General features: G+C 49.4%; 22 protein-coding genes. 21 read left to right on the plus strand and 1 reads right to left on the minus strand.

Annotated features, from left to right (window positions below):
- The first annotated feature begins 256 nt into the window (after positions 1–256).
- From ACLO87_RS05810 to ACLO87_RS05885, 16 genes are all read left to right on the plus strand, one after another.
- Positions 257–733 carry a hypothetical protein gene (locus ACLO87_RS05810; protein WP_430223027.1) on the plus strand — a complete coding sequence of 159 codons (477 nt, stop codon included), beginning with the start codon at positions 257–259 and terminating at the stop codon, positions 731–733.
- A gap of 132 nt (positions 734–865) precedes the next feature.
- On the plus strand, positions 866–1,693 hold the full coding sequence (gene phnC, locus ACLO87_RS05815; protein WP_135862151.1) for a phosphonate ABC transporter ATP-binding protein: 828 nt from the start codon (positions 866–868) through the stop codon (positions 1,691–1,693).
- Between the two features lie 25 nt (positions 1,694–1,718).
- Positions 1,719–2,693 carry a phosphonate ABC transporter substrate-binding protein gene (phnD, locus tag ACLO87_RS05820; protein ID WP_135862149.1) on the plus strand — a complete coding sequence of 325 codons (975 nt, stop codon included), beginning with the start codon at positions 1,719–1,721 and terminating at the stop codon, positions 2,691–2,693.
- Positions 2,694–2,710: 17 nt separating this feature from the next.
- Complete coding sequence (gene phnE / locus ACLO87_RS05825; protein ID WP_135862147.1) at positions 2,711–3,505, plus strand: phosphonate ABC transporter, permease protein PhnE; 795 nt, start codon at positions 2,711–2,713, stop codon at positions 3,503–3,505.
- Positions 3,506–3,543: 38 nt separating this feature from the next.
- Positions 3,544–4,248, plus strand: a complete 705-nt coding sequence (locus ACLO87_RS05830) for a GntR family transcriptional regulator (protein ID WP_430223028.1) — start codon at positions 3,544–3,546, stop codon at positions 4,246–4,248.
- Positions 4,249–4,270: 22 nt separating this feature from the next.
- A complete protein-coding gene (phnG, locus tag ACLO87_RS05835) occupies positions 4,271–4,711 on the plus strand; it encodes a phosphonate C-P lyase system protein PhnG (RefSeq protein WP_430223029.1) in 441 nt (146 codons plus the stop codon).
- Between the two features lies 1 nt (position 4,712).
- Positions 4,713–5,306: a phosphonate C-P lyase system protein PhnH gene (gene phnH / locus ACLO87_RS05840; RefSeq protein WP_430223030.1), complete on the plus strand. Its 594-nt coding sequence runs from the start codon at positions 4,713–4,715 to the stop codon at positions 5,304–5,306.
- Positions 5,307–5,309: 3 nt separating this feature from the next.
- A complete protein-coding gene (locus ACLO87_RS05845; protein ID WP_135862141.1) occupies positions 5,310–6,407 on the plus strand; it encodes a carbon-phosphorus lyase complex subunit PhnI in 1,098 nt (365 codons plus the stop codon).
- A complete protein-coding gene (locus tag ACLO87_RS05850; RefSeq protein WP_135862139.1) occupies positions 6,404–7,282 on the plus strand; it encodes an alpha-D-ribose 1-methylphosphonate 5-phosphate C-P-lyase PhnJ in 879 nt (292 codons plus the stop codon). Before ACLO87_RS05845 ends, ACLO87_RS05850 begins: the two co-directional genes overlap by 4 nt.
- Positions 7,279–8,073, plus strand: a complete 795-nt coding sequence (gene phnK / locus ACLO87_RS05855; RefSeq protein ID WP_135862138.1) for a phosphonate C-P lyase system protein PhnK — start codon at positions 7,279–7,281, stop codon at positions 8,071–8,073. Before ACLO87_RS05850 ends, phnK begins: the two co-directional genes overlap by 4 nt.
- 9 nt (positions 8,074–8,082) lie before the next feature.
- Positions 8,083–8,787 (plus strand): phosphonate C-P lyase system protein PhnL, encoded by a 705-nt coding sequence (phnL, locus tag ACLO87_RS05860; protein WP_135862136.1) that lies wholly within the window; start codon positions 8,083–8,085, stop codon positions 8,785–8,787.
- Entirely contained in the window at positions 8,777–9,922 is a 1,146-nt protein-coding gene (locus tag ACLO87_RS05865; RefSeq protein WP_135862134.1) for an alpha-D-ribose 1-methylphosphonate 5-triphosphate diphosphatase, read from the plus strand. The genes phnL and ACLO87_RS05865 overlap by 11 nt, the downstream gene beginning before the upstream one ends.
- The gene (gene phnN, locus ACLO87_RS05870; protein ID WP_135862132.1) at positions 9,922–10,518 is read left to right on the plus strand and encodes a phosphonate metabolism protein/1,5-bisphosphokinase (PRPP-forming) PhnN; all 597 of its coding nucleotides are present in this window, start codon (positions 9,922–9,924) and stop codon (positions 10,516–10,518) included. The genes ACLO87_RS05865 and phnN overlap by 1 nt, the downstream gene beginning before the upstream one ends.
- Positions 10,515–11,270: a phosphonate metabolism protein PhnP gene (gene phnP / locus ACLO87_RS05875; protein ID WP_430223031.1), complete on the plus strand. Its 756-nt coding sequence runs from the start codon at positions 10,515–10,517 to the stop codon at positions 11,268–11,270. The genes phnN and phnP overlap by 4 nt, the downstream gene beginning before the upstream one ends.
- Before the next feature lie 32 nt (positions 11,271–11,302).
- Entirely contained in the window at positions 11,303–11,764 is a 462-nt protein-coding gene (locus tag ACLO87_RS05880) for a GNAT family N-acetyltransferase (RefSeq protein ID WP_135862128.1), read from the plus strand.
- Positions 11,765–11,959: 195 nt separating this feature from the next.
- Positions 11,960–13,213 (plus strand): DUF445 domain-containing protein, encoded by a 1,254-nt coding sequence (locus ACLO87_RS05885; protein ID WP_135862154.1) that lies wholly within the window; start codon positions 11,960–11,962, stop codon positions 13,211–13,213.
- On the opposite strand, the gene ACLO87_RS05890 is transcribed toward ACLO87_RS05885, so the two are convergent.
- Positions 13,210–14,589 carry an aminotransferase-like domain-containing protein gene (locus tag ACLO87_RS05890; RefSeq protein ID WP_430223032.1) on the minus strand — a complete coding sequence of 460 codons (1,380 nt, stop codon included), beginning with the start codon at positions 14,587–14,589 and terminating at the stop codon, positions 13,210–13,212. The two genes, ACLO87_RS05885 and ACLO87_RS05890, sit on opposite strands and share 4 nt — an antisense overlap.
- A gap of 102 nt (positions 14,590–14,691) precedes the next feature.
- Between ACLO87_RS05890 and ACLO87_RS05895 the strand changes: the two genes are divergently transcribed.
- From ACLO87_RS05895 to ACLO87_RS05915, 5 genes are all read left to right on the plus strand, one after another.
- Entirely contained in the window at positions 14,692–15,978 is a 1,287-nt protein-coding gene (locus ACLO87_RS05895) for a hydroxymethylglutaryl-CoA reductase, degradative (RefSeq protein ID WP_430223729.1), read from the plus strand.
- A 78-nt stretch (positions 15,979–16,056) separates the two neighbouring features.
- Positions 16,057–16,509, plus strand: coding sequence for an NnrS family protein (locus ACLO87_RS05900; protein ID WP_135862122.1), 453 nt, complete (start codon positions 16,057–16,059; stop codon positions 16,507–16,509).
- Between the two features lie 12 nt (positions 16,510–16,521).
- On the plus strand, positions 16,522–17,904 hold the full coding sequence (locus tag ACLO87_RS05905; protein WP_430223033.1) for a tripartite tricarboxylate transporter permease: 1,383 nt from the start codon (positions 16,522–16,524) through the stop codon (positions 17,902–17,904).
- 1 nt (position 17,905) lies between these two features.
- Positions 17,906–18,802 carry a hydroxymethylglutaryl-CoA lyase gene (locus tag ACLO87_RS05910; RefSeq protein ID WP_135862119.1) on the plus strand — a complete coding sequence of 299 codons (897 nt, stop codon included), beginning with the start codon at positions 17,906–17,908 and terminating at the stop codon, positions 18,800–18,802.
- 252 nt (positions 18,803–19,054) lie between these two features.
- Entirely contained in the window at positions 19,055–19,588 is a 534-nt protein-coding gene (locus tag ACLO87_RS05915; protein WP_430223034.1) for an AmiS/UreI family transporter, read from the plus strand.
- Positions 19,589–20,340: the final 752 nt, after the last annotated feature.

Genomic DNA, 20,340 nt, shown 5'->3' on the forward strand with positions numbered 1-20,340 from the left:
AGCACGCCTTAGGGCGTGCTTTTTTATGCCTATTTACTTACATATTGTTTCTTTATCACTATTGCTATTAGGAGTTGTCTTAGATTTTTGGATTTTCTTAGTTACTAAAATAGCTACTCCTATCAGGGATAAGCCTGATTTGTAAGGTGTTTTGGCGTTTGTTCATATCTTGAAGTTAGCGTTATAGGCCCTAAATTACAAATAGACATCAGGTGTGATCTTTTGAATCAAATAATTTAGTAACTAGGCGTACAAAATGAAAGCAAAAACATATTTTTCAGCAATAGTGGCAACTCTATTAATGACTATGGGTGCTTCTAGCGCTTTAGCAAAACAAACAGGCGAAATACGTTTTTTTGGTGAAATCGTGAATGGAAGCTGCAGCCCCGCAGAGCAGGCATCGGGGACGTACGCAGGCAAGGAAAGGCTTAACTTTGAGTTACAGTTCAATGATTGCTTGGGTGAAATCCAGCAAGCAGTCCAAGTGTTTGTTGATGCCAAACATGCAAATGGAGATGCTTTGAATGTTGCGATGAACTCTTTACGCTCAGGTGTGGATATCGTGGTAAGCCCAGCAGCGCAACAGGGCAAGGTGCATCAAGAGCGTATGAGTTTTCACATCGGTGGGGAAAATAAAGTGACGCCATTGGGCATACGTTATAACGATGCTGCTGGCCAACCCACTCCTGCTGCAGAAAAAGTTTATGTAATCTTGAATCTGCAATATGTATAAGGGATAAGAAAAACAGGGCACGCTTTTATGGCATTTAAGAAAAACGTCATAAAAGCGTAACCCCCCTGAAATACACACTCTCTACTATGTCGGCATTGCAAGACTTTTCTTGCCAGAAAAGGATGAACCACAATGTCGGCAATTCAGGTACAGGCGCTGAATAAGACCTTTCATACTAAGAAAGTACTAACAGCTCTTGATCTCTCTATTCCTCGCGGTGCCATGGTGGCACTGATCGGAGCCTCCGGTTCGGGGAAATCTACACTATTGCGCCATTTGGCAGGTTTGACCAAAGCAGACTCCGGGCAGGATTGCCGCGTAGAGGTGCTGGGACAAACCATGCAGAGCAACGGCATCTTGAGCCGTGACGTTCGCCGTTTGCGCGCCAATATCGGTTACGTATTCCAGCAATTCAATTTAGTAGGACGTTTAAGCGTACTGCAGAACGTGCTTTTAGGCTGTTTGGGGCGTATGCCCAGACTGCGTGGCACTCTGGGCTTATTCAGCCAAGAGGATAAAGAGCGTGCGTTGCAGGCGTTGGAGCGTGTTGGCCTACTGGAACATGCATACAGACGTGCTTCCACTCTGTCGGGTGGTCAACAACAGCGCGTGGCCATTGCTCGCACACTCTGCCAGCAGGCAGATGTGATTTTGGCTGATGAACCTATTGCTTCTCTAGACCCTGAATCCGCACGCAAAGTGATGGAAAGTCTGCGTCGAATTAATCAACAAGACGGCAAAACCGTCATTGTGACGCTGCATCAGGTCGACTACGCCGTGAAATATTGCCGCCATGCCATCGCCCTTAAAGATGGTGTGAAGCACTTTGACGGCCCGGTGTCTGATTTGAGTAATAGCTTCTTAAACAAACTCTACGGTTCCAGCATGGAATCGAGTTTTATCGCAGAAAAAAGCACTGAAGAAGAGAGTGCTCCTTTTCTGAATTTTGTCGCTGCCTGATTTTTACTGTACGCAGGAAATGAACATGAAATCTATCGTGAAAACGTTTGCTACAACGGCCTTGTTTAGTGCGTTGGCCATGGGTTCGGTTAGTGCTGAAGAAATGAAAGAGTTGAACTTCGGCATTATCTCTACAGAGTCTTCTCAAAACCTGAAGCAGCTGTGGGAGCCCTTCTTGGAAGATATGTCCGAGCAGACTGGCTACAAAGTAAATGCTTTCTTCTCTTCTGACTATGCCGGCATTATCCAAGGCATGCGTTTCGACAAAGTTGATGTGGCCTGGTATGGCAATAAATCAGCAATGGAAGCAGTGGATCGCGCTAACGGTGAAGTGATCTTCCAAACTACCAACGCTGACGGTACTAAAGGCTACTACAGCTTGTTGATTGCACACAAAGACAGCCCAATCAACAGCGTAGAAGACATGTTGGCAAATGCTGGCAACCTGACATTCGGCAATGGTGATCCAAACTCTACATCGGGTTTCTTGGTACCTAGCTACTACGTGTTTGCACAGAACAACGTTGATCCTAAACAGATCTTCAAACGTACGTTGAATGCCAACCACGAAGTTAACGCGTTGTCGGTAGCAAACAAGCAAGTAGACGTTGCAACTAACAACACAGAAGCCACCGTGCGTTTGCAAGCGGTAAACCCAGAAAAAGCCTCTCAAATTAAAGAGATCTGGCGCTCCCCGTTGATCCCTGCGGATCCAATCGTATGGCGTAACAACTTGCCAGAAGATGCCAAAGTAAAAATCACGGCTTTCTTTGAAAACTACGGTGACAAACCTGAAGAAGCACAAGTATTGGAAAACTTGGCTTGGGGCAAATTTGAAAAATCCAGCAATGATCAGTTGATCCCTATTCGTCAGTTGGAACTGTTCAAAACACGTACGCAAGTTGCTAACGACAGCAGCCTGAGCGAAGCCGAAAAAGCTGAAAAACTGAAAGCAGTAGATGATCAGTTAGCAGTCTTGGCCAGCCAAGCTAAATCGTAATTTCAGGTACACAGAGCATGACGACACTTGTTTCGCAAACAGTATTACTCAAGCCCAAAAAGAATTGGTATCTGAGTCTGTTGGGCTGGGGGCTGTTTCTAGCGTTTCTTGCGTGGTCCTGGGAGGGGGCTGAGATGGCCCCTCTCAAGCTCTGGAAAGATGCGGAAAACATGAAGCAGTTTGCCGCTGATTTCTTTCCCCCCGACTTCACTGATCTGAGCTACTACCTGCGTGAAATGGTGGTAACGGTACAGATTGCGGTGTGGGGTACGGTGCTGGCGGTTATTGCTGGCGTGCCGTTAGGGCTGATGTCTTCTTCCAATATTGTGCCTTGGTGGGTTTACCAGCCTGTACGCCGCTTAATGGACGCCTTGCGCTCCATTAACGAGATGGTATTTGCCATGTTGTTTGTGGTGGCGGTGGGTTTGGGGCCTTTTGCAGGGGCGTTAGCGTTGTTCATGGGCACTACAGGTGTGCTGGCAAAGCTTTTCGCAGAAGCAGTAGAAGCCATTGATCATGGACCAATTGAAGGTATACGCGCCAGTGGTGCGAGCGCCTTACAGGAAATTATTTACGGTGTGATTCCGCAGGTATTGCCGCTGTGGATTTCCTATGTGTTGTATCGCTTTGAGTCCAATGTGCGCTCTGCCACGGTAGTAGGCATGGTAGGGGCCGGTGGGATTGGGGTGATGCTGTGGGAAGCCATTCGAGGTTTTCAATTCACGCAGAGTGCAGCCATTTTGTTGATCATCATCGTGGTGGTGAGCTTGATTGACATGATTTCGCAGCGCCTTAGACGTTTGTTTACCTGATCACACAGGAAAAGGCAGGAAACTGCCTTTTACGTTACATGAACTTGTCTAGACAGGATGGGCCCATTTACCAGCAAATCGCGGCGGTATTGCGAGCAGAGCTGGGTCAGTATCAGCCAGGTGATTTTTTACCTAGTGAAATGCGATTAGCAGAACGCTTTGAGGTAAATAGGCACACCGTACGCGGTGCATTGCAAGTGCTGGAGCAGGAGGCTTGCATCTTGCGCATCAAAGGAAAGGGTGCGCAGGTGCTGGGTAGTTTGCTGTCGTATCCGCTTTCACAAAGCAGTGCGTACAGCAGTTGGTTTGAAGCGAATGGCCATGATGTACGTACTTGCTTGGTGGCCAAACGCTCCAGACTGGCTACCACCGTTGAGGTCACGCATTTGGCATTGCAAGAAGGGGACTACGTGCTGGAGTACAAAACGCTACGTTTTTTAAAAGGTGAGGCGGTAAGCCTGATTAGTCACTGTTTTGCTATGCGCCATCAACTGATGCTAGAGCAGTACCAAAAAGGCTCTATGCGAGACCACTTACGGCGTTATGGCCATGAGTTGGAGCGTGACTTTAGTGCCATTGGCGCACGTTTGCCCAACGTGGATGAAGCTGCTCGCTTGCGTATGGCCGTGAACCAACCGGTATTGACCGTAGAAACCTTGTCTAGAGATCAACATGGACACCCCATAGAGCTGGCGTTCACTGTCAGTCGATCAGATCGTTTCCGTTATCACGTAGTGATGTGAGCATGAGGATAGTAGGAAGAAAATGGAACAGAACACAGTAAGTACACGACAGCACTGGATGAAAGTGTTGTCACGAGCAGGTAAGGCTCTGCTGCCATTTCAAGAGCAGCTGTTAGCTACACCACACGAGTTTATTCGCACCCCCGAAACCGGCATGGTGATGGTACGCGGCCGAGCAGGCGGTACTGGCATGGCGTTTAACGTAGGCGAAACCACTGTTAGCCGTTGCGTAGTGCGTTTGAGCAATGGCTGTGAAGGCTACAGCTATGTGCTGGGCCGCCATATGTTGGTCGCAAAGTTGGCCGCCATTGCGGATGCCTTATTGCAAGGCGAGCAGCAAGCCCATTGGTTGAGCACGCTGATTCAACCCTTAGAGCAAGCGCAGCAACAGGCGCGTCATGCGCATCAACAGGATGTGGCTACATCCAAAGTCGATTTCTTCACCATGGTACGAGGAGACTAGGATGACACAACCTTCCTTACAAGCCGCATTCAGTAATCCCGTACATCAAGCACAGCAGTGCTTCCGACTCATTGCCCAAGCGTTTGCAGAGCCAGGTTTGGTAGAGCGTATCGCTCTGGTGGACAGCATGGAAGCCTTGGATGCAGCCAGTCACGCCAGCGCCTTGACGCTGTTGGATAGCGATACCCCTATTTGGATTAGCCCTGAGTTGGATTCCGCAGCCTTGCGCCGACATCTGATCTTTCATTGTGCGTGCCCCATTGTGGAGCAACCTGAAGAGGCGCAATTCGTCTTTATGGGTGCCAATGACACAGCCGTGTTGAGCCGTTTGGATGTGGGTACAGACAGAGATCCTGAGTTTTCTTGCACGGTGTTTTTACAAGTGCCTTCGTTACAGAGCGGCACGACTACCACGTGGTCGGGCCCAGGCATTCAGCATAGTCGCGATGTGCAGTTGCCGGTGAGCGCCGAATTGTGGCAACAGCGTGATGCCATTACCGCCTTTCCACGCGGCGTAGATATTTGTTTTGTAGCGGGACAGGACATGATGGGGTTGCCACGTAGCACCCGCGTTGGCCTGCAGACTAAGGAGTAAGTCATGTATGTAGCAGTTAAAGGTGGCGAGAAAGCCATTGATCATGCACACCGTCTGTTGGCACAAAAGCGTCGTGGTGACACGGCGGTTCCTGAGCTTAGCGTGCGCCAAATTCAAGAGCAGATGCCATTCGCGGTATCGCGCGTGATGACAGAAGCCTCGCTGTACGACCGTCAGCTGGCCGCATTGGCCATCAAACAAGCCGCTGGTGATTTGCTGGAAGCGATTTTCTTGCTGCGTGCGTACCGTACTACCTTGCCACGTTTCATGAATAGCGTGCCACTAGAGACCGCAGGCATGGTGATTGAACGCCGTATTTCAGCCACCTATAAAGACCTGCCTGGTGGGCAAATCTTAGGCCCTACCTTCGATTACACCCATCGTCTGTTGGATTTTTCGTTGCTGGACGAAACACGTTCTACCCCTGCAGCGGTATCCGAAGATAGCACAGCCGAAGTAGGGCATTGCCCACGCGTATTAGCGTGGTTGGAACAAGAAGGCTTGATGCGTACTGAGCAATCAAGCACCACCATTGTGCCGGACGTGACGCGTGAACCCTTGGATTTCCCAAGTAACCGTCAACAGCGTTTGCAAATGCTGGCTCGTGGCGATGAGGGTTTCATGATGGCGCTGGCGTATTCCACACAGCGTGGTTATGGCCGTAATCACCCCTTTGCAGGCGAGATTCGTATCGGTGAAGTAGAGCTGTGGATTGAGCCAGAAGAGCTGGGTTTTGCCATATGTGTGGGCGATGTGGAAGTGACCGAATGCGAAATGGTGAACCAGTTTATTGGTACCGCTGAGCAAGCCCCACAGTTCACTCGTGGCTACGGTTTGGCCTTTGGCTACAACGAGCGTAAAGCCATGAGCATGGCTCTGGTAGATCGCGCACTGTGTGGTGAAGAGTTGGGTGAGGAAATTCTGTCGCCGGCACAGCAAGAAGAGTTTGTGCTGATGCACAGCGATAACGTGGAAGCAGCAGGGTTTGTGGCTCACCTGAAGTTGCCGCACTACGTGGACTTCCAGTCTGAACTTGAACTGATTCGCAAAATGCACAAACCCGAAGCTTCGGACGTAGCACAGCAGGAGCAAGAAGCATGAATGCAGTAACTTCTCAAGAAATGGCCGCACAAAGCGAAGGCTATAACTTTGCCTACTTAGATGAGCAAAGCAAACGCATGATTCGTCGTGCTTTGCTGAAAGCCATTGCTATTCCTGGTTACCAAGTACCATTTGGCGGTCGCGAAATGCCACTGCCATACGGCTGGGGTACGGGTGGTATTCAAGTGACGGCTGCAATTTTGGGTCAAGACGATGTATTGAAAGTGATTGACCAAGGTGCCGATGACACCACGAACGCGGTCTCTATCCGACGCTTCTTTGCCGCTACAGCTGGTGTGAGCACCACGGAACAAACACAGGCCGCCACCATTATTCAGACGCGTCACCGTATTCCTGAGTACGCGTTGCAAGCAGGGCAAATTATGGTGTTTCAGGTGCCTATCCCCGAGCCGCTACGTTTTATCGAGCCCTCGGAAACTGAAACCAAAACCATGCATGCTTTGAACGACTACGGTGTGATGCACGTGAAGTTGTACGAAGACATTGCAACCTACGGTCACATTGCGACGGCCTACGCCTACCCCGTGCTGGTGGATGATCGTTATGTGATGGATCCATCCCCCATTCCTAAATTCGATAACCCCAAACTGAACCAAAGCCCAGCGTTGATGCTGTTTGGTGCAGGGCGTGAAAAGCGTATTTATGCTTTGCCGCCGTACACCGATGTGCAGAGTTTGGATTTTGAGGATCACCCCTTTAGTTTGCCTACCTGGGATGGTGGCTGCGTCATTTGCGGTAGCCACGATTCTTACTTGGACGAAATTATTGTGGATGACAACGGTACGCGTGAACTGGTGTGTTCCGATACTGATTATTGTGCCCAGCGTGTGGCAGAGCAGGAGCAGCAGGTATGACAACGTTGCAAAACCATGAGGCGGTGCCTCTGTTACAGGCCCGTCAAGTGTCCAGATTGTTTGGTCATGAGAAAGGCTGCCAAAACGTATCTTTCGATTTATACCCAGGTGAAGTGTTGGGCATTGTGGGGGAGTCGGGGTCCGGTAAGTCCACGTTGTTAAGCGTACTGTCTGGTCGTTGTGCTCCTACTGATGGTCAAGTGTTGTTTTCTACACCAGAAGGCACACAGCAAAGCCTGTACGACAGTACTGAAGCTGAACGCCGCACCTTGTTGCGTACGCAATGGGGCTTTGTAGAACAGAACCCACGTGATGGTTTGCGTATGAGTGTATCGGCGGGCGCCAACATTGGTGAGCGACTGATGGCACAAGGCGTACGCAATTACAGCGAGTTGCGTGCTCGCGCTTTGGAGTGGCTGCAAAACGTAGAAATTGATGGCTCACGTATTGATGACTTACCGCGCACTTTTTCGGGTGGTATGCAGCAACGTTTGCAGATCGCTCGCAACTTGGTGTCCGGCCCGCGTCTAGTGTTTATGGATGAACCTACAGGTGGCTTGGATGTGTCGGTGCAGGCACGGTTATTGGACATGCTACGACGTTTAGTGCGTGAGCTTAATTTGGCCGTAGTAATTGTCACGCATGATTTAGCAGTAGCCCGTTTGTTAGCAGACAGATTGTTGGTGATGCGACGCTCGCATGTGGTGGAAAGTGGTTTGACCGATCAAATTCTGGACGACCCTCAGCACCCCTATAGCCAATTGTTGGTGTCTTCTGTTCTGCAGCCCTAGGAGTCAGTTGTGAGTCCCATTCTTGAAGTTAGTCATTTGTCCAAACAGTTCACCTTGCACCAACAACAAGGCGTAGTGCTGCAAGTTTTGCATGATGTGAGCTTTGCCGTGCAGCCGGGTGAGTGTGTGGTATTAGCTGGCCAGTCCGGTGCTGGTAAGTCTACGTTGATGCGTACGCTTTACGGTAACTACCAAGCTGAGCACGGCAGTATTGCTGTGCGTCATCAGAATAAAACAGTGGAACTGGTACAAGCGGATCCTCGCTTGATCATGCAGTTGCGCAAACAAACCATTGGTTATGTGAGCCAGTTCTTGCGGGTGATTCCTCGTGTGTCGTGCTTGGATGTGGTGATGGAGCCAGCATTGTTGCGCGGTGAACCTAGCGAGCAAGCACAAGCTCGAGCCGAGCAGTTGTTAACACGCTTGAATATTCCTCAACGCCTGTGGTCATTGGCTCCTGGAACTTTCTCTGGTGGTGAGCAGCAGCGTGTCAATATTGCGCGTGGCTTTATGGTGTTTTGGCCGTTGTTGCTGTTGGATGAGCCTACCGCTTCATTGGACGATAAAAACCGTCAGGTGGTATTGGAGCTTATCGCTGAAGCTAAGCAGGCCGGTTCGGCCATTGTAGGAATTTTCCATGATGCCATCGCCCGCGAAGCGGTCATGGATCGTTATGTAGAGCTGAATGTACAGGAGTCCAGTCATGTCGCGTGAGCAGATACTCAATAATGCACAGATTGTGTTGGCCGATGAAGTAGTACGCGGTTGTGTAGTGTTAGAAAACGGTCGTATACGCGATATCAGCACAACGCTTAGCCAGTCACCCGCCGCAGAGGATATGCAGGGCGATTTTCTGATGCCTGGCTTTATTGAACTGCATACCGATAACCTAGAGCGTTACATGAACCCACGCCCTGGTGTGGATTGGCCATCTAGTGCTGCTGTGTTAGCCCATGATGCGCAGCTAGTAAGCTCAGGTATCACAACGGTGTTCGATGCTTTGTCTATTGGCGATGTAAGCCCTAAGCAAACACGCTTGGCGCAGTTGCCTAAGATGATTGAAGCCATCGGGCAAGGTGTGCGTGATGGGCTAACACGTTCGGATCACTTGCTGCATTTGCGTTGTGAGGTGAGCCATGAACTCACACTACAAATGTTTGAAGAATTGGTGGATCACGAGTTGGTGCGATTGGTGTCGGTGATGGATCACACACCAGGCCAACGTCAGTTCGTGAAGATAGAAAAATACCGTGAGTACTACCAAGGTAAATACCATTTAAGCGATGCTGAAATGGAAGCCTTTATTCATAAGCAAACGACTAACGCAGCCAAGTACAGCGAAGAGTTTAGAAAATCTATTGTAGGCATGTGCCAAAGCAAAGGCATCGCTTTGGCAAGTCACGACGACGCTACAGCTGATCATGTGCATGAGTCCGCAGCAGCTGGTATGACTATTGCTGAGTTTCCAACTACACGTGAAGCCGCTGACCTGAGTCACAAGCTAGGGTTAAACGTGTTGATGGGGGCGCCGAACATTGTGCGTGGTGGTTCGCATTCTGGCAATATTGCCGCCGCAGAGTTGGCTCGTCATGGTGTGTTGGATATCTTATCCAGCGATTACTACCCTTCCAGTTTGCTGCAAGCAGTACACGGACTTGCCACGATGGAGCAGGGCTATAGTTTGCCGCGCGCGGTATCTACCGTGAGTTTGGCACCTGCGACAGCAGTGGGCTTGCATGACCGTGGTGAGATTGCTGTAGGCAAACGCGCTGATTTAATTCAAGTCAAAGATTTGGGTAAACAGTACATCGTTAAGCAAGTGTTCAGCCAAGGTCAAAGGGTGTACTAATGCAAGGGAAATTGGTCTACATGGTGGGGCCATCCGGTAGTGGTAAGGACAGTGTGCTAGCAGCATTGGCAGCCGATTTACCGCCGGACTGGGTCATCATGAAGCGTGCGGTCACGCGCGAGGAAAGCCCTGCCAATGCCTATGCGGAATACCTCAGTCACGAGGTATTCCGTCAGCAGCAACGGCAAGGTGCGTTTGCGTTGAGCTGGGAAGCTCATGGCCTGATTTATGGCATACGCTCCGAGCTAGATACGCATTTGCAGGCAGGGAAGTTAGTGCTGGTGAACGGTTCCCGAGAGCATTGGGAACAGGTGAAACAACGCTATGAACAGGCTTCATTAGTATGGCTGACTGTCGCCCCCGAGCTATTGCTACAACGTTTACAGATGCGGGGTAGGGAGTCCATGGACGCCATTACCTTGCGTGTGCAGCGCAATCAGCAAATGGAGCAGCAATTTCGTCACCGCTTAGGCGCGAATCCCTCACATAATGTGTATATGCTGGATAACTCGCAGGCCTTGGATCAAACCGTCGCCAATTTGCGAGTACAGTTACAGCAATGGCATAAGCAATGTGTGATGAGGAAAGTAGGATGAAGTTGCGGTTTTTAGGTACGGGAGATTCGGCTCAGGTGCCAGTCTATAACTGTGATTGCCCAGCATGTGTGCGTGCGCAGCAAGATCACAGTTGGTATAGGCGTCCGTGCAGCGCGGTAATAGAATGCGGCGATCAACGCTGGCTGATAGATTCTGGCCGTATGGACCTCACCGAGCTGTTTCCTCCTGGTAGCCTAAATGGCATTTTGCAAACGCATTACCATGCAGATCACGCCCAAGGTCTTTTGCATTTGCGTTGGGGTGTGAATTGCCGCATTCCGGTGTATGGTCCAGAGGACGAAAAAGGCTTTGCCGATCTGTTTAAGCATTCGGGGATTTTGGATTTTTCAGCGACGTGGTCGGCGTTTGAACAACGCCAATTGGGTGCTATGCAGGTAACGGCTATTCCGCTGCAGCATTCCAAACCTTGCTTGGGCTATGTGTTTAGCCATGAAGGTAAACATATCGCCTATTTGACCGATACAGTGGGGTTGCCACCAGACAGTCTGGCGTATCTGCAAACCTTAGCGTTGGACTACTGTATTGTGGATTGCTCACATCCGCCTCAAGACACGCCACCGCGCAATCATAATGACCTCAATATGGCGTTAGCCATAGGTCAGCAACTGACCGTAAAGCACCTAGTACTCACCCATATCAGCCATCAGGTAGACGTCTGGTTGATGGAAAACCCTGAAACCTTATGCGACAGTGTTTTGCTGGCAAAAGATAACGGTATGATTGAGGTGTAACACCTTTTTCACTGTTCTTCTTGGGCACATTTATGTCATTGCATATACGCAGAATTACCAGCGAGGATTATCCCGCTTGGCGCCAATTATGGGCTGGGTACCATGATTTCTATCAGAACAACATCAGTGATGAGGTAACGCAGCATACATGGTTGCGCATCATGGATGAAAACAGCCCCGTACAGTGCATTGTGGCAGACAGTGCAAAAGAAGGGGTGATAGGAATGGCCAATTACATCTTGCATGACAGCACCTGGGCGATAGAGCCTATTTGCTACTTGCAAGACATGTTTGTGAAGCCTGATGTGCGGGCGAACGGCACAGGCGAAGCGATGTTGGATTGGTTGAAAGCACAGATGACCGAACAAGGTTGGGCTCGTCTGTATTGGTTGACCAAAGAAAACAATTACCGCGCTAGAGGGCTATACGATAAATACACACCACACAGCGGGTTTGTACGCTACGTAGTAGTGAATGAAAATCTAGCGAAATAAGTGTTAGTGCATGGTAGAGAACAGCGTTGCGGTCATCAGTCGCAACGCTGTTTTTTTTAGGGTTGCAATAATGCCTTACAAGGGGAACTTGCACAGTTTTACCGTGACAAAGGTAGTGGTAGTATGGCTACTTGAAGTACAGCAGGGAGTGCTAGCGTGAGTAAACAGGCTAGGGAAGTACAGCAGTTACGACGTATGAAAATCATCGCATTGGCATTATTGGCCAGTACGTTATCGGGCTTCATACTTAGTCATCATATGGGTGGTCAGGGTATTTGGGCATGGGTGCGAGCCTTCTGTGAGGCAGCAACCGTTGGTGCACTGGCAGACTGGTTTGCGGTGGTGGCGCTGTTTAAACATCCTTTAGGTATTCCCTTTCCCCATACTGCGATTATTCCGCGTAAGAAAGACAACTTAGGCCAGAGCTTGGCGGCCTTTGTGCGGGACCATTTCTTAGATCCACAACAGTTATTAGATAGGCTTAAAGCATTAGACCCTGCGATGCGAGTGGGGCAGTGGCTAAGCCAACCAGAGCAAGCACAGCGCTTAAGCCGCTGGACGCGCCAAAGTCTATTACCCGCTTTAGATTTGTTGGACGAACGTGCTGTGAAAGCTGCCTTGTTGGATGCGTTACGGTCGCGTCTAGCCAACTGGAATATGGCGGGTACAGCACATGAAGTGTTGAGCTTATTGACCAAGGACGGTCGCCATCAAGTATTGTTGGACGAAAGTTTGCGACAGTTAGGCGGTTATTTAGACAGTAGTGATGTCAAGTCTCGCATTGCAAACATGATGACCCGACACGCCGAACGTGAATGGCCCAAACTGCTAAAAATGGTAGATGTGGTCAAATCGGTGGACGAGATTTCTGCAAAACTTTCTGAGCGTTTAGCGGCCGCCTTAGTGACTGAGCTACAAGATGTACTGCAAGAGCCTGATCATCCTCTGCGTCGTGATTACGAGAAATGGGTGGGGGAATATATAGAGCGTTTGGGCAGTGATCCCGATCTCATCCACCAAATAGATAATATCAAGCAGCAAATACTAGAGCATCAACACGTACAAGCCTATTTGGATAGTGTGTGGCGCGACATTATGCAATTGCTGAAAGATGATCTTTCTAGTGAGCAATCTACAATCTCCCAACATTTAGAAACGCTATTTCAAGGGCTGGGGAAGCGCTTGCAAGCCGATGATGCATTGCGTGACGCATTGAATCAACATTTGCTGGAAAGCGCGGCTAGCATGGCGGGAAGCTTGCGTATTGGTGTGACGGAGCACATTACCCGTACCGTGCGAAATTGGGATGAAAAACATCTAGTGCGTGAGCTAGAGTTAAGCGTAGGTAGCGACCTGCAATACATACGCTTTAGCGGCACCTTAGTCGGTGGTGTGATTGGTTTACTGTTGCACGCCTTGGTGCTGTGGTGGACAGCGTTCTCTGGCTAGGACAGCAAGTTCTTCATGGCTTGTAAGAATTGGGGATTGGCCGCAATGTGATTGTTGATGCGCGTCCAGTCCCTAAATTGGCCCCCACTCTGGCTAAAGAAGTAGCCTGGTGCGAAAATGATTTTCTTTTCCATGCCCTTACGTATGGTCTTTTTATCAAAGCGCAAGCTGGGAAAACGCACCCAAAAATACAAGCTGTTATCCGAGTAGTGGAAAATCTCGCCACCTAATGCCTCGATGTGATCACGGCTTTTCTGGCAGACGGTACTCAACTGTTTTGTGAAATGGCGCAAGTGCTGTGGATACGATTTACTGGCCAGAATCCTATGAATAAAACGCTCGGAATATTCAGAGCTATTAATATGGATGATGGCCTTGAAGTCTGCCAACCTATTAATAAGCTCATGGTTACCCACGATAAAGCCAACTCGAATAGAGGGGCTAATGATCTTGGAAAAACCGCCTACATAAAGATGGTGACTGAAGTCACTGCCCGAACATAAACGACGCTTACTTTGGGTATAGGCAGAAAATATGTCGTTCTCAATCAGCAAGCAGTTGTACTGGGCGCAAAGCGCATTGATGCGCTGTAGTTTCTCGTCGCTGATGTGAGTGCCAGTAGGGTTATGCGCAATACTTTGCGTGAAGAACATCGCTTTGGGGTGTTGTCGCAAGCGTTCTTCTAATACTTGGCAATCAGGCCCATCGGCCAAGCGTGGAATATCAATGATTTTGCAGTGTGCTAACTGCAGCTTCTTGAGTAGCGGGTAATACACGGGGGAGTCCACCAGCACCGGTGTATTGCTACGTACAAAGAAGCGGATGATCAGGTCAATCGCATCATTCACCCCGTTATTCAGCAGAATGTTGTCAGGGGTGAGGCTCATCTTTAGTGTGCCTAGTGTTTTTGCTAGCTTTTCACGCAAGGGCAGAAAACCGTACTTATTGCCGTAGCGCAGCAGCTTTTCGTTTTCTTCCTGTAGTGCGCTTTGCAACAAACGGTTTAGGGGTAAATCCCTAAACCACTCTTTGCTGGGATAGCCATCGCCCACGTGCAATACGTCCCCAAAATTCTCTAGCTGACGGCGCATTAGCCATAGCTCGTCTATGTCATCAATGTCGATGGTAGCGAAGTGCGCCGTGCTTTCTGAGTGCTGTTCGGTGATGAAAAAACCGGATCGCGAACGAGAGTGAATCAGCCCATCATCTACCAGTTTTTCCAATACGGTGATGATGGTGTTCTTAGAGACCGAGTACTGTTCTGCCAGTATTCGAATAGAGGGAAGTTTCTCGTTGTCCTTATACAGTCCGGACTTAATTTGGTAGGCCAGGGTTTGGTGAATTTTCTCGTATAACTGCTTGTGTTGCGTCGCCATTAGCTAGCCCTGATCGTAAATCTGTCTGCAAAAACTGTACCTTGTTTGCCAATATTCTGCATCTTACATTACTGGCTGTTAATAGTAACAAGAAGATCGGAGCTGCTTATGAATTCCAAACTACCTAATTTCCGTTCCCTGTCCGTTGCGGAACGTCTGGACGAAATCTGCAAAATTGCAGACCTGTCTGCAGCAGAAAAAGCCTTGTTGGCTGAAGATGGCGCACTGCCTATGCAACTGGCTAGCAGCATGATTGAGAACGTCGTGGGCAAGTTTGAACTGCCTATGGGTATTGCTGCTAACTTCACCGTGAACGGCCGTGATTGCTTGATCCCTATGGTGGTGGAAGAGCCTTCTATCGTGGCTGCGGCGTCCTACATGGCGAAACTGGCTCGCGATAACGGTGGTTTCCGTACTAGTAGCACAGAACCTATGATGCGTGCGCAAGTGCAGATCGTAGGCGTAGAGTCCGTACAAAAAGCACGTGAAGCCTTGTTGGCAAACCGCGAACAGATCATCGAACTGGCTAACACTAAAGACAAGTTCCTGATTAGCTTGGGCGGCGGTTGTAAAGATATTGAAGTACATGTGTTCGAGAACAGTGCTGTAGGCCCAATGGTGGTGATGCACTTGATCGTGAACGTGTGTGATGCCATGGGTGCAAACACCGTGAACACCATGGCTGAAACTGTGACACCGTTGGTCGAGAAACTGACAGGCGGCCAAGTGCGTCTGCGTATCTTGTCTAACTTGGCTGACTTGCGTTTGGCGACAGCAGAAATGACAGTGCGCCCAGACCAGTTGAAGCAAGAAGCCTTCTCTGGCGAAGAAGTGATTGATCGCATGTTGGAAGCCTATGAGTTTGCAGCGATTGACCCATACCGTGCAGCGACTCACAACAAAGGCATCATGAACGGTATTGATCCTGTGATCGTGGCTACTGGTAATGACTGGCGTGCTGTTGAAGCAGGCGCTCATGCTTACGCTGTAAAAGACGGTCGCTACACCTCCTTGAGCCAATGGCGTAAAGACGAGAACGGCAACTTGGTAGGCCGTATCGAATTGCCTATGGCTGTAGGTCTGGTAGGTGGTGCAACAAAAACTCACCCACTGGCACAGTTGTCCTTGAAATTGTTGGGCGTGAAGTCCGCCAATGAATTGGGCGAAATTGTGGCAGCCGTTGGTTTAGCTCAAAACATGGCTGCGATGCGTGCTTTGGCAACAGAAGGTATCCAACGTGGTCACATGGCACTACATGCCCGTAATATTGCCGTGGTTGCTGGTGCAGAAGCGCACGAAGTAGACGAGATCGTAGAGCAAATGGTGGCAGAAAAAGACGTACGTAATGACCGTGCTCGTGAGTTGTTGGAGCAGCTGCGCGCGCGTTAATAGCCTATAGGTGCTTGTTGGTGGGTCGGCTCACAAGGTCGGCCTGCCATTTTAAGGAGAGTCATCGTGGAGAAGACCATGAACAATAACAGTGCAGACCTAAAGTCTGCATCCACGGCAACGCAGGTACCAGGGGATCTGGTCGAGGTTTGGGGTGATACCGTTAGTTATGCCCAGTTAGTAAAGGCCATTCTGATCGGTATTGTGCTAAGTACAGCCACCTTTTATTTAGGGCGTTGGTTCTTGCTGCCACGCGTATCTGAACCTGCTTTAGCGCATGCATACAGCATGCTGTTTGGTTTGTTTGGATGTTTGTTGGCGGGTTTTGTATGCGCCAAAATGTTCAGCCCTAAACGCGAAATTCTGCAACCTGACGAGCAAAGCATGGAGTGGTTTGACCATCTAGTTGCTCAATGGAAAGAAGAGGGTAGAGAGTTGGGTGATGTGACGCAGGTACCTGAGTCTGTCAAACAAGAGCTAAAAGAGCTCAATCTCTACGACGCATTTCTTCAAAAACAAAAAGAACAATAACAGGAGGCTTACATGGAAGTTTTTATTGAGCAGTTTCTCTATGCCTTTGCCTTTGGTTTGGCGGGTGCCGTACTGTTTTCAGCCATCGGTTTAATTTCCGGTACGGATGAAACCACCACCTTAGCGCCGCTGACCTTATTGGTGATTTTGTTGGGTGCACCTCCTGTAGGTGTGTTCACCTTCTGGATGTCGGCAGCCATTGCCAAGCACATGACGCACGCGATTCCTACGGCGTTGCTGGGTATTCCTGGCGATACCTTGGCAACACCGCTGGTATCGGATGCCAATGCCATGCGTCAGTTGGGGGCTCCGCACATTGCGTTGCGTAAGATGATTTCAGGGGCGATTATCTCAGCCTTCATCGCTGTGCCTAGCGCCATGCTGTTTGCATCCTTGTTGGCACCCTTTGGCGGCACCATCACCAAATTCGCTCCTTGGATTTTTGCCTTTGCGGCCATTCTGATTACATGGTTCTCACCAGGTAAAATAGCCTCCACCATGCTGTTGATCCCCTTTGTGTGCTTGATCATTGCACTACAAAGTTTCACTGCAAAATTCGACGTTAAATTGTCGGTGAGCTACTTCTTGGGTATTGCGATTGGTCCACTGATTGCAGATTTGTTCACTGTGTTTTCACCCCAAGGTAAAAAACACATGCGTCGTGATCGCGTGAACCAGTTGTCTATCGCACCAGAACTGAAAAGCTGGGATGGTTACTTCCCTAGCCCATTCAAAGTGCTGGATAAACAGCAAATCAAATGGACAGGTATTACCTCAGTCATTTCCAGTGCGACCTTTGTGTTCAGCCCTGTGGCCATGACGGTAGCTCTGGGTGAGTTTGTGGCATCGCGCTTCAAACAAATCTACCAACGTTTAACCACCAGCTTGGCTGTTAAAAACGGTGTGACCGAGTCCACCTATATTGCCGAAGCGCTGATTCCGCTGGTTGCCTTCGGTTTGCCACTAAGCCCAGTAGCGGCTGGCCCTGCAGCACCCTTGTTTAACGCACCACCGGTATACACCGTTGGGGGCGATGGCGTAGAGCCGTTTAACTTGCACAACTTGTTAAGCCAATGGGAGTTCCTAGGCTACGGCATGTTGTCGGTGTTGATCGCGGCGATTGTGGCCTACCCATTTGCCATGAACTATGCTCGTCGTGCGGCGTTGTTCGTGTCCAAGCGCATTAGCCATGAAGCCATTATTGCTACCTTTGTTGGCCTGATTGTGGTCATCAGTTTGTGGGAAGGTGGTATTCTTGGTCTGTTGGTTATTCTGACCATGGGTCTAGTGGGCGGCATGCTATCACGCCATTTTGGCTTTAATACTGGCTGCCAGTTCATGGGTTACTACATGGCGATTTTGACAGTTCCGGCTTTATTGGCATTGGTAGGATGAGATGAGCGATACATACGTTAGACTCACTGAAGTGGGCGCGAGAGACGGCTTGCAAAACGAGAAAGCCGTCATCACCTTGGAACAACGACTGACCTTTCTAGAGCATCTAGTAGAGTGCGGTTTTCCAGCTATAGAAGTGGGCGCGTGTGTGTCGCCTAAGTGGGTGCCACAAATGGCACAAAGCGATGAACTATACCAACGGCTGGTAAAGCCCGAAGGTATAGACTTCAGCTTGCTTACACCCAATCAAAAAGGCTTTGAGGCAGCGGTAGCCGTGCAATGTAAAGAGGTGTCTATCTTTACAGCGGCTTCCGAGAGCTTTGTACAAAAGAACATCAACAGCACCATTGAAGACAGCTTGGCGCGTTTTGCAGATATCGCTGCACAAGCCAAAGAGCTGGGCATCAAAGTGCGTGGTTATGTCTCTACCATTGTGGACTGCCCTTACGATGGCCCAACCGACCCAGCCAAAGTCGCTTACGTGGCTAAAAAACTGTACGACATGGGTTGCTACGAAGTGTCGCTGGGTGACACCATCGGTACGGGTACGCCAGAACGCATTCGTACAGTCTTAAAGCACTGTAGTGATGTGATCCCCGTCGCTGCCTTAGCTGGTCATTACCACGACACCTACGGCATGGCGATTGCGAACATCTATGCGTCGCTAGACTTAGGTTTGCGTAGCTTTGATGCTTCTGTCGCTGGCTTGGGCGGTTGCCCCTATGCCAAAGGCGCATCCGGCAACGTGGCGACTGAAGATGTGGTGTATTTGTTAGAAGGCTTAGGTCTACAAACCGGCGTTAACAAAGAAGCCATGCTCAGAGCAGGGCAGTACATTAGCCAAGTGTTGGGGCGCCAAAACCAGTCCCGATTTGTACAGGCAACCTGCTCCGCATAAGCTAGTATTCTGTTTGCAGTACAAGAAGGTCCACAACAATGTTGTGGGCTTTTTTTGTTTGTAAAAGTCAATCTGTGAATGCTGATAGGTAGCCAAGGGAATCCCTTATACCGAAAGTGTAGTTTTGCTCGTAGCATCATGCCGGAAAGAGAAAGTCGCGGTTTCACCGCAGGGCACATGCTTTACCCAAACCTTGGTGTTGAGGCAGACGTATTTACATTAACCAGCAATAAAGACCTTAAGGATGCTGCCATGCTGCAATTCTATTTAGTATTTGTAGGCATTACGTTGTTCGTGAACGGTGTACGGATCTATAACAGTTACGCTGCGGATACGAGCAAACATATAGGCATTAAAGATGCCGCCGTGGTGAATCTATTTACCGGCATTATGGGTGTGGTGTTGCTGACAGTCATGGTGGTGCGTTCAACCACCACAGGAGATAGCCTAGCACCGGCTGCTTATTCGGGATTGTTTGTGTTGACCTATATCTGGTTGGCCATTAATGCGTTTACGGGGGCAGACGGTAAAGCGTTTGGCTGGTTCTGTCTATTGGTGCCATTTATCGGTATCCCTGTAGCCATTTTGACCTTCTTGTCGGCGGTGACGGGCTTTGATTATTGGATGGTGTTTAGCTGGCTGGCCTGGTCAGTGCTGTGGTTCATGTTCTTTTTGCTGTTAGTGTGCCAGTTGCCTATAGGTAGGTTGACCGGTGTAGTTACTGCAGCGCAAGGGATTACGACGGCGTTGATGCCTGCGTTGTTGAACTTCTGGGGCATTATTTAAGGGTAGGGTGTTCAGGTTGGCTACGCGGGGAAGTTGAGAGAGTCGACTTCCCCGTTTTGTTTTTTATGATGTTCATGTGGCAGCTCATCGAGGTGAGAGTGCTGTTGTTATAGGCTCTCTATAGCAAGAGGAAGCAGTCTACGTTGAGAGTGAAAGCCCGCTTATTAACGACTGTCTGCCGTAGCCTTAGGCTGCGAAAGTATTTTTTAATTTGTACACCAAATAAAAAAAATACTTCCCTCCGCCTTCCCTTCATGGCTTGCCACGAGCTTTAGATAGGTCGCTACTGGGGGTGAAGTGTATTTCTGTAGTAGAGACATGAGGAGGGGGGGCGTTGTAACTGTTAGCGCCCCTAGTTAGAGCTGATGGAAAGCCCTCTTGAGTAGTGCTGCATAGGGCCTCACGCAAGAATGCCCAACTCTCGACGTTAGTAAGCCCATATGTAGCGACTCATACAAAGAGCATCGTTCTCAAGAAAGGGCAGTAAATCTATCAGTATCAGCATCATCGGGGGACGGAGAGGAAACTTTTTTGATTTGGTGTCTCAAATCACAAAAAGTATTCCTGCAGTCCCCTAGCGTGTGCGATGAATATGACAGCAGCCTCGGTCTTCCCAGAGCAGAGCCCCATTGTAGGAATGCTCCTAAAGTGGCTAGGAATTTTTCAGCAGCACTTAAGAAAAAAAAACGGCTGCCGTTATCACAACAGCAACGTGCTCAGGCTGGGTTTTAACAGGTTGATCACGTGATGGG

Source organism: Paenalcaligenes sp. Me52 (genome assembly GCF_050487965.1).
Classification (GTDB): Bacteria; Pseudomonadota; Gammaproteobacteria; order Burkholderiales; family Burkholderiaceae_B; genus Paenalcaligenes.